Annotated in this window: 15 protein-coding genes; 7 read left to right on the plus strand and 8 right to left on the minus strand. The window is 64.3% G+C overall.

The annotated features are described in order from the left end of the window. Nucleotides 1-26 precede the first annotated feature (26 nt). From SPHS8_RS18885 to SPHS8_RS18900, 4 genes are read right to left on the minus strand one after another with little or no spacing between them, the layout of a single operon-like run. On the minus strand, nt 27-800 hold the full coding sequence (locus tag SPHS8_RS18885) for a sulfite exporter TauE/SafE family protein (RefSeq protein ID WP_201516755.1): 774 nt from the start codon (nt 798-800) through the stop codon (nt 27-29). 3 nt (nt 801-803) lie between these two features. Beyond that, nucleotides 804-1,241, minus strand: a complete 438-nt coding sequence (locus SPHS8_RS18890) for a DUF6691 family protein (RefSeq protein ID WP_014072609.1) — start codon at nt 1,239-1,241, stop codon at nt 804-806. A gap of 4 nt (nt 1,242-1,245) precedes the next feature. After that, entirely contained in the window at nt 1,246-1,674 is a 429-nt protein-coding gene (locus SPHS8_RS18895) for a YeeE/YedE family protein (RefSeq protein WP_014072610.1), read from the minus strand. Then, nucleotides 1,674-1,994, minus strand: coding sequence for an ArsR/SmtB family transcription factor (locus SPHS8_RS18900; protein ID WP_173385034.1), 321 nt, complete (start codon nt 1,992-1,994; stop codon nt 1,674-1,676). The genes SPHS8_RS18895 and SPHS8_RS18900 overlap by 1 nt, the downstream gene beginning before the upstream one ends. 247 nt (nt 1,995-2,241) lie before the next feature. Between SPHS8_RS18900 and SPHS8_RS18905 the strand changes: the two genes are divergently transcribed. Together SPHS8_RS18905 and SPHS8_RS18910 are read left to right on the plus strand one after the other, a co-directional pair. After that, the gene (locus SPHS8_RS18905) at nt 2,242-3,711 is read left to right on the plus strand and encodes a multicopper oxidase family protein (RefSeq protein WP_014072612.1); all 1,470 of its coding nucleotides are present in this window, start codon (nt 2,242-2,244) and stop codon (nt 3,709-3,711) included. 21 nt (nt 3,712-3,732) lie between these two features. After that, complete coding sequence (locus SPHS8_RS18910; RefSeq protein WP_236575269.1) at nt 3,733-4,326, plus strand: DsrE family protein; 594 nt, start codon at nt 3,733-3,735, stop codon at nt 4,324-4,326. 34 nt (nt 4,327-4,360) lie between these two features. Here SPHS8_RS18910 and SPHS8_RS18915 read toward each other — a convergent pair whose 3' ends face one another. The 3 genes from SPHS8_RS18915 to SPHS8_RS18925 all read right to left on the minus strand — a co-directional run bounded on the left by SPHS8_RS18915 (nt 4,361) and on the right by SPHS8_RS18925 (nt 7,611). Next, nucleotides 4,361-5,128, minus strand: a complete 768-nt coding sequence (locus SPHS8_RS18915; RefSeq protein ID WP_041393782.1) for a COG4705 family protein — start codon at nt 5,126-5,128, stop codon at nt 4,361-4,363. Nucleotides 5,129-5,405: 277 nt separating this feature from the next. Further along, nucleotides 5,406-6,284: an AAA family ATPase gene (locus tag SPHS8_RS18920; protein ID WP_009824028.1), complete on the minus strand. Its 879-nt coding sequence runs from the start codon at nt 6,282-6,284 to the stop codon at nt 5,406-5,408. Then, nucleotides 6,211-7,611 carry a Mu transposase C-terminal domain-containing protein gene (locus tag SPHS8_RS18925; RefSeq protein WP_004212864.1) on the minus strand — a complete coding sequence of 467 codons (1,401 nt, stop codon included), beginning with the start codon at nt 7,609-7,611 and terminating at the stop codon, nt 6,211-6,213. Before SPHS8_RS18925 ends, SPHS8_RS18920 begins: the two co-directional genes overlap by 74 nt. A gap of 191 nt (nt 7,612-7,802) precedes the next feature. Between SPHS8_RS18925 and SPHS8_RS18930 the strand changes: the two genes are divergently transcribed. Then, entirely contained in the window at nt 7,803-8,375 is a 573-nt protein-coding gene (locus SPHS8_RS18930) for a recombinase family protein (protein ID WP_009824027.1), read from the plus strand. Nucleotides 8,376-8,664: 289 nt separating this feature from the next. Next, nucleotides 8,665-9,867: an aspartyl protease family protein gene (locus SPHS8_RS18935; protein WP_013039112.1), complete on the plus strand. Its 1,203-nt coding sequence runs from the start codon at nt 8,665-8,667 to the stop codon at nt 9,865-9,867. Here SPHS8_RS18935 and SPHS8_RS18940 read toward each other — a convergent pair. Beyond that, nucleotides 9,861-10,277 carry a MerR family transcriptional regulator gene (locus SPHS8_RS18940; RefSeq protein WP_004212867.1) on the minus strand — a complete coding sequence of 139 codons (417 nt, stop codon included), beginning with the start codon at nt 10,275-10,277 and terminating at the stop codon, nt 9,861-9,863. The two genes, SPHS8_RS18935 and SPHS8_RS18940, sit on opposite strands and share 7 nt — an antisense overlap. Nucleotides 10,278-10,355: 78 nt before the next feature. Between SPHS8_RS18940 and SPHS8_RS18945 the strand changes: the two genes are divergently transcribed. The 3 genes from SPHS8_RS18945 to SPHS8_RS18955 all read left to right on the plus strand — a co-directional run bounded on the left by SPHS8_RS18945 (nt 10,356) and on the right by SPHS8_RS18955 (nt 13,319). Continuing rightward, nucleotides 10,356-10,982, plus strand: coding sequence for a cation transporter (locus SPHS8_RS18945; protein WP_004212870.1), 627 nt, complete (start codon nt 10,356-10,358; stop codon nt 10,980-10,982). Beyond that, a complete protein-coding gene (locus SPHS8_RS18950; protein ID WP_004212871.1) occupies nt 10,982-12,949 on the plus strand; it encodes a cytochrome c/FTR1 family iron permease in 1,968 nt (655 codons plus the stop codon). The genes SPHS8_RS18945 and SPHS8_RS18950 overlap by 1 nt, the downstream gene beginning before the upstream one ends. 73 nt (nt 12,950-13,022) lie before the next feature. Continuing rightward, on the plus strand, nt 13,023-13,319 hold the full coding sequence (locus tag SPHS8_RS18955; protein WP_007406840.1) for a hypothetical protein: 297 nt from the start codon (nt 13,023-13,025) through the stop codon (nt 13,317-13,319). The last annotated feature ends 11 nt before the right edge of the window (nt 13,320-13,330 follow it).

A 13,330-nucleotide genomic window follows, 5' to 3' on the forward strand; every position in this document is an offset into this window, starting at 1 on the left:
GTCCGTCCAATCTCCGCCAAGCATGCTCAAGCTTCACGATTTTTGCAACAGAGCCTGTAGGCGGCCACGGCCAACAGGACGAAGGCGAAGATTCGAGTGAGCAGGCTCTTGTGGTCGGCAAGGCGGACTGCGGTTCGCATGCCAGCGATGCCGCCGCCGACGCCGCCCGCGATGAAGAAGCCGGCCACGCGCCAGTCCACGAGCCCTGACAGTGCGTAGTTGAGGGCTGTCGCCGAGCCGAACGCTCCCACGGAAAACAGCGAGGACCCGACCGCATTGAGGATTGGCATGCCGCTTCCCAGCATGATGCCGGGTACGATCAGAAAGCCGCCGCCGATGCCGAAGAACCCGGACAGCAGGCCGGCGAGAAGCCCGATAACGACGAGCCGTACAGCGATCGGCCGCGTGATGTGCACGCCGGGATCACCGCCGCCGGATTTACCTCTCAGCATGGAAACCCCGACCACGACCATGACGCCTGCGAACAGCACCAGCAGGTGCTGACCCGCCACCATCTTGCCGAGGGTCGAACCAATCAGGGCACCGGTGACACCCGATGCTCCGAAAACAAGGGCGCACGGCCACTTCACGGTTCCGGCGCGTGCGTGCTGGACCAGGTTAGCAAAGGCATTGGCGGCGACCGCCAGCGCGCTCGTGCCGATCGCGACGTGCGGGTCCTTCATGCCGACGACGTAAAGGAGCAACGGCATAGCCAGGATCGAGCCGCCGCCGCCGATCACGCCCAACGTGAAACCAACGATCACGCCGGATAGGAGGGTGAGGAGATCGACCGGCGTCATAGGTTAGCTTCCCACCCTCGCCGCCCGATAGCGTTCGAGAAGAGCGAAGGAGCCCATGCCGACCAGCATCGCCATGACGAACACCAGCGCCGCCGGCGCACCCAGGCTCAAGGCGACGAGGGCGGGGCCAGGACAATATCCGACAAGGCCCCATCCGATGCCGAACAGGGCGGCGCCGACGAGAAGCTTTCCATCAAGGGCCCGGTTCGATGGTCCGTTGAACGTAGCGGCGAAAAGCGGGGCAGTGCGCCTTCGGCCGAGTGCGAACCCTAACGCTGCAACGATGACCGCCGAGACCAGCACCAGGACGAGGCTCGGGTCCCAAGATGGCGAGGTGACATCGAGGAACGCCAGAACCTTGCTTGGGCTGACCATGGCGGAGACGATCAGGCCCAAGCCGAAAATGAACCCCGAGGCTAAGGCGGCGAGGAGCTTCGTCACTGTCTCAGAGTCCGACGATGTGGCGGGCGACATACACAGTCACCGCAGCGGTGATGAGGAAGACGCTGGTTGCGGCAAGTGAGCGCGGCGAGAGCCTGGCTATCCCGCAGACGCCATGCCCGCTGGTGCAGCCACTTCCTAGTCGCGTCCCAAATCCTACCAGGAGACCGGCCGCGACCACGACCATGAGGGGTGCAGGCATCGTGAGGTCTGGCAGCGCGCGCCCTGCCGCACGATAGAGCAAGGGCGCGGCGATCAGGCCGGCCAGGAACGTTGCGCGCCACGCTGCATCGCCTCGAGCCGGCGCAAGAATGCCTCCGACGATGCCGCTGATGCCGGCGATCCGTCCGTTCGCAATCCAGAGGAGCGCGGCCGAGAGGCCGATGAGCGCACCGCCCAGGATAGCCGAATATGGGGTGAAGCCCTCCATCATCAGGATGGACCTTGCTCGACGCCGCCCTCGGCGCAGAACAGCTTGTAGAGTTCGGTAAGGATCGGCAGCACGCGCTCGGACGTGATCCGGTAGTAGATCGTAGTTCGCGCGCGGCGCGTTCCCACCAGGCCTTCGTCGCGCAGCGTTGCCAGATGCCGGGACAGATTGGACTGTGTCAGCCCAAGGCGTTCGCCCAGTTCGCCGACCGACAATTCCCCGCCAAGCAGGCTGCACAGGATCATCAGCCGGTGCCGGCTCGCAAGCGAGCGCAAGAACGCTTCAGCTTCGCCGGCTTTTTCCTCCAAAAGCTCCGGAGACATCGCAGCGAGAAAAAGTGACACGGCTACTCCAAGAATCCTATATGAGGCATATATGATAGAACGGCGTTGAATCAAGCGCCCGCTTAGGAGGTTCGTTGTGAGCTGCTATTTCGCCAGAACTGTCGAGGCACCTTGTAAGCGAACGGTAAGCCGAACCGCTGAGGCGCTTGAGCGCCAAGCGGCGGAGCCGATCGACGCGACTGCCCAGCTGGCTTCCAGGCTGCGTCTCGTCTTGGATCAGATGTAGATGTTGGACCGACGCTCGCTGTTGGTCGGCGGAGCGGCCTTGTTCGCCACCGCCGCTTGCTCGCGCTCCGCCTCGACTGGCAGCGGCGGGCAGACTCCGCTTCCGGTGCCGCCCCTGCTGGACGCAGGGGCGAGCCGCTCGTTCGCCCTACGTGTCCAATCGGGAACGACCTCTTTTTATCCCGGCCGCCCGAGCGACACGCTCGGGTACAATGGCAGCTATCTCGGGCCAACGATCAGGGTGCGTCGCGGGGATGATGTCGCGGCTGCCGTGACCAACGGGCTTGGGGCGGACACGACTGTGCATTGGCACGGGCTTCTGGTCCCCGGAGAACTGGACGGAGGCCCTCATCAGCTGATCGCGCCGGGTGCGACCTGGCGACCCACGCTCCCGATCCGGCAGCCAGCAGCGACGCTGCTTTATCACTCTCACGTCCATGGTTTGACGGCCGAGCAAGTCTATTCAGGGTTGGCCGGGGCATTGCTGGTAACCGATGACGAAGAGCAGGGCCTGGGCCTGCCCTCCGAATATGGCGTGGATGACCTGCCGCTGCTTATTCAGGATCGCCAGTTTGAAGATGGTCGCCTTGTCCTGCCGGGCGGCATGATGGTCGCCATGCAGGGGCGACGCGGCGACACGATCCTGGTGAACGGCGCGGTTAACCCTTCCGCGGTGGTCCCCAATCGGTTGGTCCGCCTGCGGCTCGTCAACGCATCGAACGCCAGGATCTACGAACTATCGTTCAGCGATCAGCGCAGCTTTCACTGGATCGGCACCGAAGGCGGCCTGCTAGAAAGGGCAGTGGAGATCGCGGCTATAGCCTTGGCCCCAGGGCAGCGCGCTGAGCTTCTCGTGGATTTCACGGACGGCAGAGCCGCTTCGCTTGTGACGGCGATCGATAGCAACAACTCGATGACGGGCGGGATGGGGATGATGGGGCGAAGCGCCGGCAGGGGCAATGCCAACGCGCCCGCGACCGTGGTGCGGTTCGAGCCGCGGCCGATGGGACAGGCTCGTGCCAGCGGGGCGGTGCCGGCCCTTCTCGCATCGCGAGCTCGGCCTGACGCCAGCAAGGCGGTGCGCCGCCGCCGCCTCGTCCTTAACATGGGCATGGGCGGCATGATGGGATCAGCAAGCGGAGGTGGCGGGCTGACGATCAACGGCAAGCCATTCGACATGAACCGCATCGATGAGACCGTGAAGCTCGGCTCCACCGAGATATGGGAGGTGTCTGGCGAAATGATGCGCCACCCGATCCATATTCATGGCGTCCACTTTGATGTTCTCAGCCGGGCCGGCGGGAGGCCGGACGTTCTTGATCAGGGGCCGCGCGACACGGTGCTTGTCAGGGAGCCCGTGGAGCTTCTCATCCGCTTCGATCATCCGGCCAAGAGTGCTCCCTTCATGTACCACTGCCATATCCTTGAACATGAGGATAACGGGATGATGGGCCAGTTTAGTGTTGCTTAGCGGCAGGTCACCGTTTTCGCGGTGCGCATCCAGCCTCTGCGGCTCAAGGGGAGAGCAACGTTGTCGAAAAGAGTTCTTACCGGGCTTTTACTCGCGGCCACGACGCTGATGGGCGGGACTTCGGTGGCGGCACCACCTGACCTCCTCTATCCCGTGATACCGCGTTTTGGCGGCATAGTGGCCGTGCCGAGCGCCGCTGAGCGCCCCGATCCCAAGCTCCGCTACCGTGTCCTGTTCAACATCACCAAGGCCGCAAGCGCACCCGACCACTTGAATCCCAGCCTTGAAAAGGTTGCGCGCTTCGTCAATCTGCTCGGCGCCGACAAGGTGCGTCCAGGGCCTGGCGATATCGTCGTGATCATCCATGGCCCCGCAACCCCCGTCATCCTGCAGAACGCGCCCTACGCCGCCCGCATGAAAGTGGCCGAGAACCCGAATGTCATGCTCATCGAGGCTCTCCGGACCGCGGGCGTTTGGGTCCATGTGTGCAGCCAAGCCATGATCGCCAACAAAATAACGTCGGATCAGGTAACGCCCGGCGTGGTGATCGACGATTCCGCGCTCACGACATTAGCCAATCTCCAGCTTCGAGGCTTCGCGCTAATACCCGATTGATAAGGGACACTTACTGGGGCGAGGCGCAGCAGTTTTAATCGCGGCTCGGTCGATTGGGATGCTCTCCGGCCCGTTGGGGGAGGACCACGATCAGGAGCAGGATTGCGGCCGTTAGCACCGCCGACGCGAGCGGCCGACTGAAGGCGAGGCCGCCATGATCGAGCGGCTTGTCAAGAAAATCGCCGACCGCTGCGCCCAGCGGGCGGGTCAGGATGAAGGCCGCCCAGAACAGCAGCACGCGGCTTGCATTGGTCAGGTAGTAGAGCAGCGCCAACACGGCGAGCAGCGCCGCGAAGATACCCGCTGCGCCGATATAGCCGAGGTTGCCGGTATCGGCCGTCCAGTCCCCGAGCGCCGTGCCAAGCGTTTGCGAGAGGGTGATCGTGATCCAGTAGAACAGCTCGGCTTTCGGCTCGCGCACGGTATCGACTGAAATCGATCCGAGCGCCCGATGCCAGACGATCAGCGAGGCCAGAACGCAGCCGAGCAGCAGCGCCGATCCTCCGGTATAGCCAATACCGAGCGAGCGCGTGGCGAAGTCCGCCATCGTCGTCCCCGCCGTCGTCGAGGCGATGATCGTTGCCCAATAGAGGAAAGGGTGAAAGCGTGTCGCCATTACCTGCCACCAGACCAGGGCGATCAGCACCGTCAGGAAGATCGCGGTGCCGACTAGGTAGCCGAGGTTCATGGTCATTGAGACGGTATCGCCGCCCGTCTCGCCGAGGGTGGTCGCGAGTATCTTAATGATCCAGAAACCCAGCGTGACCGCGGGCACTTTGCTTGCCAATTCCTGCTTTGTCATTTCGTTCACGGCGTCTTTCCTTTCAAGTTTCACGCCGCGCTGACGGTTTGATCAGAGGCGCAGGCCAAAACGCGGGCCGACCCCCATAGTCGCGAGGATAGGGCGATCGTCAGCAGGCAAGCGGCCACCCCCTTCCTACCAAATCGAATCGTAACGGCTATCAGCTATGCCTCAACCGGGTCAAAACCGGTCGGTTTTGACACCAGCAACTCGCCCCAGCTTTTCCATGGGTTGTAAACGCTCGCGCTAAATGGCGGCGTTCTGATCGCGCTATTTGTCAGTTGCCGGGTCCGATGACGAGGCAATCGCGCGCGGCCTGAACGATGTCAGCGGTGACCTCCTCGACGCGGTTGAGGGTCATGATCCGCCGCATCTGCGCGAACAGGCGCTCCATGAGCCGGAAGTTGCCGCGCGTGATGCGGATCACGGCTGCCTGCGCTTCGATCGCGTCGAGTTGGGCCGGGTCGAAGCTGATCCCGAAATCGCCGGCGTGGGTCGCGAGCAGCAGCCGCATTTCGGTCTCGGTAAGCGGTTTGAACTCGTGGACGAAGCCGATCCGCGAGTAGAGCTGGGCATAGCGGGCGAGGCGCTTCTCCAAGCCCGGCATACCCATCAGGATCAGCCCGAAGCCGTGGCGATCGGCCATGTCGCGGAGATGTTCGAGCGACTTTATGGTCAGGCGGTCGGCCTCGTCGACGATGACGAGGGGGCAGGCGATGCGGGCGGCGTCATGGGTGATTTCGTCCTGCGAGCCGCCCGCGACCGTCAGCCGGGCATAGCCCAGCTTAATGAGGTTGAGGCCCAACACCGCGTCGATCGTCTTGGGCGTGTTGCTGACCGACACGGTGTAGAAGACGGCGCGGCAGCGAGCGACCTTTTCGCCAAGGAGCGCGGCAATGGGACGGAGCGCGGCATATTCCCCCAGGTCGGGGAAGCTGGAAAACTCGCGCGCCGATCGCGTCTTTCCGACGCCCGGCCGGCCATGACACACGCCGATATAGCGGTAGTGCGCGCAGGCTTCGGCAAACTCGACGAACCGGGCATGTTCGCGGGTCGCCAGGAACGGCTGCTCGACCAGGAACTCAATCGTCAGCGGCGTAGAGCCGGAGCCCTCGGTAGGTGGTGGGCCGGGAAGCCGTATCCTCTTGGTCGCCATCGAAGGTCTCCGTGGGGGCAGGCACCTGCTTGTCGCGCTCCTTCGCGCCGCGCCGGGCGCGCTGGATCGCGCGCAACGACGGGTGCCCAGCGTGCTCGGAGCTGAGCGCACGGCAGACGAACCGGCCCTGGTGGTAGACGTGGATCTCGGTCAGGTCGCGGGGGTCATAGACCGCCTCGACCTGCTCGCCGACGAAGGCCGCGAGCGTGGGTTCGACATAGCGCCTGCCCATCAGACGGATGCCGTCGCGCAGCACTTTACGGGGCTTGGGCACGTGCACGAGCAGCATGTCGAGCTGTTCAAGGCTGTCGGGCATTGCGGGCAGGAACCCGCCCTTCTGCCAGCGCGTGATCGGCGGTTCGCCGGTGCTGCCATGCGGGCGACGATGATAGACGCCGCACACGAACGCCTCGAAGCGGGCGCGCAGCTCGTCGAGCGTGAGCACTGGCGCCGACAGCGGCTTGCCCGCGATCAGGTGGCCGGGCAGGTCGGGCAGGAACATGTCGTTGATGGTGCGGAACAGCCGCTCGATCTTGCCGCGCCCGCGAGGACGCCCCGGCAGCGAATGGATGAGGCGGATTTTGAGGGCGATGCACGCCTGCTCGATATGCTCGGAGATGAAATCCGAGCCGTTGTCGACGTAAAGCTGTTCGGGAATGCCGCTGACGATCCATTCGGGATTGGGCTTGCGCCAGATCGCCTGCCGCAAGGCGAGCGCCGTGTTGAGGGCACTGGGGGCATCGAGGCTGAGGAAGTAACCGGCGATGGCTCGGCTGTGATCGTCAACGATGACGGTCAGCCAAGGACGCACCGGGGTTCCGGCATCATCGAGCACGAGAATGTCGAGAACGGTATGATCGGCCTGCCACATCTCGTTCGAGGTCGCGGCTTCGCGCCGATGCACTAGCTCGTGCTGGTCGCGGTAGACGGCCGGATCGGAGGCTGCGGCGATCTGGCTTGCCGGTATCGCCCTGACGACACGCGCGACGGCCGCATAGCTGGGGGTTCGGTGTCCATGCGCGATGGCGAGTTCCTGCACCTTTCGGTGAATGGCGGCGACCGGGGGTCGCGGGCGCTTGGTGGCGAGAGTGCGGGTCAGTTCGACCAGATGTTCCGGCAGGTGCAGCCTGCCCCGATCGTTGCGCGGCAGACGCGCGAGACCGGCAAGTCCTTCGGCACGGTAGCGCCCGAGCCAGCGCTGCAACGTCCGCTCGCTCAGCGTGCCGGTGCGGGCGAGGTCCGCGAGCGGGATGCCATCGGCGAGGTGCGGTTCAAGGACGCGGTAGCGCTCGATCGCCAGCGGCGGGACAAGCGCCGGATGCGTCACCGCCGACGGTCCGTGTCGCAGGTAAGGAAAACGGAGATTTGCCTGCCCATCGCCATGCGAGTCCGCTCGCGTTGCCAAACCGGCCTGTTCGACGTAAATCTACCCGGTAAAGAAAACTAGGGCAACATAGACCTGCCGATGACGACTTTCTTCCCAAACCGCGCCCGATCGGGGCGCCACCGGCCCTACGCATGAAAATCGGTTACGCCCGCGTATCGACCGCCGAGCAGAACCTGGACCTCCAGCGTGATGCGCTGAAGGCTGCCGGCTGCGAGAAGGTCATCACCGACAAGGCCTCCGGGGCGACTGCCGCTCGCCCTGGATTGGAAAAGGTGAAGGAGCTGCTTCGCGCCGGCGACACACTGGTGGTCTGGCGCCTCGACAGGCTCGGCCGCTCGCTCCGTGATCTGATCGGATGGATGACCTACCTCGACGAGGAAAAGGTCGGGCTGCTGAGCCTGCACGAGGCGATCGACACGACCACCACGTCGGGCAAGCTTACCTTCCACCTGTTCGGGGCATTGGCGGAGTTCGAGCGCAACCTGATCCGCGAGCGGACCCAGGCCGGTCTCACCGCAGCCCGCGCTCGCGGCAAGAAGGGTGGCCGGCCGGCCGCACTCGGCAAGGACAAGCGCGACCTGCCCGTCAGGCTCTACCACGAGAACACGATGCCGATCGCCAAGATTTGCTCGATGCTCGGCATCTCCAAGCCAAAACTCTACGCCTATGTGCGATCGGCCGAGACCAAGCCGGTAGCCGCGTAGCGACGCTCGCCGACAAATAGCGCGATCAGAATGCCGCCACTTAGCGCGAGCGTTTACACCGTTCGCGGTCCCGATCGGCCCAGCGTCCCCCGGAACCGTTCGTTATCGGGAAGGCATCTAAGCGGTCTGCACCATCCTTCATCTAAAGTTCTCCAAGCGCTTCTGAGGATTTTCGGGCGCACCAAAAGCACTTGCTCCTCCAGTGGCTGGAGCATGTAACCGCAATTTGCTCTCCTGCGGACGGGGGGCTGGAGGTGGCTTTTTGACGGCCCGTGTTGAAGCAATCGGTATGTCTCGACGCTCATTAGTGGCGCGGCTGGTGGCCTGTGGAACCGGCTTGGTGCTCGGTTCTCCAACGCTCGCGCGACAGACTTCCCGGTCTGCGGGCTCGTGGAACTTCGGTGCGGCTCACCTCGAATGGGAGCCGCTGGAAGTCGGCACGGGTGATACCCTCCTTGTTTCGGCACAAGTGCGCGGAGTGCCGGTGCGGGCGGTGCTCGACAGTGGCAGCGGCGCGTCGATCATGAGCACGGCGCTCGCGGCGAAGCTCGGCTTGAACGATGGTGAGCGGCGCATGATTAGCGGGCTGAGCGCCAAGGCCCCGGTGCTGCTGGTCCGCGACATCGACGTACAGCTCGCCCGCGAAACCCGTCGCTTACCCTTTGCCGTCGTTGGTGATCTGAGTTCAGTGTCGGCGGCCTTCGGACGACCGATCGATATCCTCCTCGGTGCCGATATGTTCACGGGTAGCTGCATCGCGCTCGATTTCGCGAAAAGGCGTATGGCGGTCGTCAAGTCAGGCACGTTTCTCGCCGGTCCCGACTGGCGCGCTGTCGCGCTCGGGCGCGGTGCCAAGCAGGAGCTGTTCATTCGAGCTTCCGTCTCGGGTTTGCCTCCCGTGCCCTTGATGATCGATCTTGGCAGCTCGGCCGCGCTGATGCTCTCGTCGGCCTATGCCCGCGATCAAGGGCTGTTGAACGGGAAGCTCGTCTCGACCGCGGCGATCGGCGGCGTCGATGGTGTGCGTATCAACGATGCTTTCACGATCCAGAACATCAACATCGAAGGGCTTGGCGTCTCGAACGTCCCCACACTCGGGATGAGAGCTTGGCTCTCCACCAGCACGGTTGGCAATGTCGGCCTACCGCTGATCGCTCAATTCGACGTGGTGTTCGACGTGACCGCCGGATTCGTGTGGCTCCGGCCACTCGGTCCTCGTCGTCGCCTGCCGATGCTGAAGGACCGTAGCGGCCTTGGCCTCGCAGCCTCACCAACGGCGCTCACCGTTGTTCATGTGGCGGCGAACAGTCCCGCGGAAAAGGCTGGCTGGGCGGTCGGCGACCGGATCGTGGCGGTGAACGGCCATTCGATCGATGCGAACTATACGCGTGGGGAGCTCTGGCAAGTGCGCTCCCGGCCTGCTGGCACCCTCGTAAAGCTGACGATGGCCTCGGGTGATGTGCGCGAGCTCAGGCTGGCCGATTATTATTGATCGGCTTGAGGGTGGCCTTTGCCGATCGCCTTCATGATCCGACAATCGGCCATGCGCGCCTTGGTGCAGCTCTGGCTGAGCATTGCCAACTCATCCCGCAACACCGCGAGTTGCGCCAGTCTCTCCTCCACATCCTTGAGGTGCTGAGCAGCGATAGCTGAGGCGGCACCACAATCCTGGTCCGGGTTCTGCGCCAGCCCCATCAACGAACGGATCTCGTCGACGGAGAAGCCAAGCCGGCGACCGTTGCGGATGAAGTGCAAACGCTCAATGTCACTGGCATCGTAGGTTCTGCGACCCGACGCCGTGCGAGGGGCGGATCGGAGCAACCCGATCGACTCATAAAAGCGGATCGTCGTCACCTTCGTCGAGGTCTCGCTGGCGAGCTGCCCAATCATCACCGGCTTCATCATGCCATCCTTGCTTATGCGAACGTGTCGCACATTTCGCTTGCTTCTACAGCGACTGGAGGTGGTAAGGAAGGCCGCATGAATGCTTCTACCGAAAGCTGCGGGTGCCACGGGGAGCCCGCGCGCGCGCAAACCGATCCGGCCTATCGCCGTGCGCTGCTGACCGTCGTGGTGCTCAACCTCGGCTTCGGAGTCGCCGAGCTGTTCGGCGGGTTCATCGCCGATAGCCAAGCGCTGAAAGCGGATTCCCTCGATTTTCTCGGGGACGGGTCGATCAGCCTTATCGGTCTTCTCGCGCTTGCCTGGTCCGCACGGGCGAGGGCAAAGGTCGCGCTGACGCAGGGGTTGTTTCTCGGTGCGCTTGGCGTGGGCGTAATCGGTTTCGCGATTTGGCGCGCCCTGAACGCAACCGCGCCCGATGCCGAACTGATGGGCACAATCGGCGTTGTCGCGCTCGCGATCAATGTCGTGTCCGCCTTGGTGCTTGCGCGTTTCCGGGAAGGGGACGCCAATGTTCGCGCGATCTGGCTGTTCAGCCGCAACGACGCGCTCGCCAACGTGGCGGTGATCGCCGCGGCCGGTCTGGTGGCGTGGACAGGAAGCGCCTGGCCGGACCTCGCCGTCGCCGGCCTCATCGCCCTCCTGTTCCTCCACTCCGCTTATGAAATCGTCACTGGCGCTCGGCGCGAATTGGGAGAGCGGTAGTGCGTCTGCTCGCGTTGATCCGGGCAATGCTCTCGTTGCGGCTGCTCTCCGCGCTCGCGGCGCTGCTGATCCCTGCTGCGGCAATCGCCGAACCCGGCGACGTGCAAACCGCATGGCGGCTGCTCGACTATATGGCCGTCGATTATGGCGGCGCGGTCGCCAACGGTCGGATCAAGAGCACGTCGGAATATGCCGAGATGACGGAGTTCGCCGCGTCGGTCTCGACACGGCTTCAGGGCCTGCCGGCGAAGCCGGAGCGTCAAGCCCTCATCCAGCGGGCTGCCAACCTCCAGGCGGTGATCGCGGAAAAGGGACCGACTGAACAGGTGGCAACATTGGCGCACGGGCTCGCGGCCGATCTGTTGCGCGCCTACCCGGTGCCGCTCGCGCCCGATAAGGCTCCGAACCTCGTCTCCAGCGATGCCCTGTTCCGACAATCCTGCGCGTCCTGCCACGGGATGACGGGCAACGGCCGTGGCCCTGACGCCGCCAAGCTCGCTACGCCCCCGATTGCTTTCACCGATGCCGAGCGCGCGCGCCAGCGCAGCGTGTTCGCGCTCTATCAGGTGGTGACGCAAGGCATCGACGGGACCGCGATGCAGAGCTTCGCCGATCTGCCCAACGATCAGCGCTGGGCGTTAGCATTCCGAGCCGGGAGCTTCGCCTTCACGGATGCGCAGGCGCGCGAAGGCGAGCGGCTTTGGAAATCCGACCCGACCCTTCGCCGGCGCATTCCGGACCTGAAAACCCTGGTCGCGCTCACCCCGGCCGCGCTCGGCGCGGCGATCGGCGACGCCAAGGCTGACCCAGTGCTCGCGTTCCTGCGTCGTCATCCCGAACAGGTGATACAACAGGCTCCCGGCTCGCTCGCGGTCGCCCGCGCCAAACTCGCCGAAAGCGTGGCGGCTGCGCGGCGCGGCGATGCGCGCATGGCGAAAGAGCTGGCGCTGTCGGCCTATCTCGATGGGTTCGAGCCGATCGAGCCAACACTCACCGCGCGCGACGCGACGCTGATGGGTCGAATCGAGGGCGCGATGGGGGAGTTCCGCGCCTCGATCGACCGGGGCGCGTCGCCCGATGATCTCGCGGAGAAGGTCGCAGTACTGGGCGGCCTTTTCGACGATGCGGAAGCGGCGCTCGCGCCTGATGCCGCCACCGAAGCGTCCACGTTCCTGGGCGCGTTCACGATCCTGCTGCGTGAAGGGCTCGAAGCCCTGCTCATCGTTGTCGCCATGATCGCGTTCCTGCGTAAAGCCGAGCGCGGCGAGGCGCTGCGGTACGTGCATGGCGGCTGGGTCAGCGCGATCATCGCGGGCGGGATCACCTGGGCGGTCGCCACCTATGCGATCGGGATCAGCGGTGCGAGCCGGGAGCTGACGGAAGGGTTTGGCTCGCTGTTCGCCGCGGTCGTGCTGCTCTCGGTCGGGATTTGGATGCACGGCAAGGCGCAGGCCGATCAGTGGCAGCGCTATATTCGCGAGAAGATGTCGCGGGCGCTCTCGGGCGGGTCGGGCTGGTTCCTGTTCGGGCTGGCGTTCGTCGTAGTTTATCGCGAGGTCTTCGAGACGATCCTGTTCTATGCCGCGCTTTCGGCGCAAGGTGACAACGGGATGCTTCTCGCGGGGGCCGGGTCGGCGATTGGACTGCTCAGCCTGATCGCTTGGGCCATGCTTCGCTACAGTCGCAAGCTGCCGATCGCGCAGTTCTTCCGCTATAGCTCCTGGCTCATGGCGGTCCTGACCGTCGTGCTGGCGGGTAAAGGCGTCGCCGCGCTCCAGGAAGCCGGCCTTATCAACATCGCACCGCTCGCGGACGTGCCACGGCTGTCGATGCTCGGCGTGTTTCCCACTTGGCAATCGGTGCTGGCGCAACTCCTGATGGCGGTCGCCATTGCGGTCGGGTTCGCCTGGAACGGGCGCGACCGATCCCGCTCGGGTTCCGGCTCAGTGACCCTTGGTTCGAATTAGTGCAATGACATGAAAACCCTTCCGTGATAGAGGCAAGCTAGTGCGAGCCTTTTTGCCTTTCCTGACATGCCTGATGCTGGTCCTGACCAGCTTCTCCGGCATGGCCCATGCCGCCGATCTGGCGGGGGGAAGCATCGCGGGCGTTGAGTTCACGGTCCATACCGCCGGTGACATCGATCAGGTGCCATCGGACTCGGACAAGAATGTCCCGCATCATCACAATTATTGTCACGGACACGACGTCGGCGCGCCTGCGCGCACGACGATGGAATATACCCCCGTCCTCACAGTGCCCAAGCCGACAATCTCCGCCTCTGCGTCGCTCGACGGCCGCACCGGCATGGTCCATTTGAGGCCCCCCCAAGCCTGACGTCCGATTTG

It is taken from the genome of Sphingobium sp. S6 (assembly GCF_905120495.1).
GTDB lineage: Bacteria > Pseudomonadota > Alphaproteobacteria > Sphingomonadales > Sphingomonadaceae > Sphingobium > Sphingobium agri.

Coding starts and splice junctions, on each gene's coding strand:
- SPHS8_RS18940 (WP_004212867.1), bottom strand. CDS start 10,277: ATGAAGCCGGTGATGATTGGGCAGCTCGCCAGCGAGACCTCGACGAAG.
- SPHS8_RS18900 (WP_173385034.1), bottom strand. CDS start 1,994: ATGTCTCCGGAGCTTTTGGAGGAAAAAGCCGGCGAAGCTGAAGCGTTC.
- SPHS8_RS18915 (WP_041393782.1), bottom strand. CDS start 5,128: ATGACAAAGCAGGAATTGGCAAGCAAAGTGCCCGCGGTCACGCTGGGT.
- SPHS8_RS18935 (WP_013039112.1), top strand. CDS start 8,665: ATGTCTCGACGCTCATTAGTGGCGCGGCTGGTGGCCTGTGGAACCGGC.
- SPHS8_RS18930 (WP_009824027.1), top strand. CDS start 7,803: ATGAAAATCGGTTACGCCCGCGTATCGACCGCCGAGCAGAACCTGGAC.
- SPHS8_RS18895 (WP_014072610.1), bottom strand. CDS start 1,674: ATGATGGAGGGCTTCACCCCATATTCGGCTATCCTGGGCGGTGCGCTC.
- SPHS8_RS18955 (WP_007406840.1), top strand. CDS start 13,023: ATGCTGGTCCTGACCAGCTTCTCCGGCATGGCCCATGCCGCCGATCTG.
- SPHS8_RS18905 (WP_014072612.1), top strand. CDS start 2,242: ATGTTGGACCGACGCTCGCTGTTGGTCGGCGGAGCGGCCTTGTTCGCC.
- SPHS8_RS18885 (WP_201516755.1), bottom strand. CDS start 800: ATGACGCCGGTCGATCTCCTCACCCTCCTATCCGGCGTGATCGTTGGT.
- SPHS8_RS18920 (WP_009824028.1), bottom strand. CDS start 6,284: ATGGCGACCAAGAGGATACGGCTTCCCGGCCCACCACCTACCGAGGGC.
- SPHS8_RS18945 (WP_004212870.1), top strand. CDS start 10,356: ATGAATGCTTCTACCGAAAGCTGCGGGTGCCACGGGGAGCCCGCGCGC.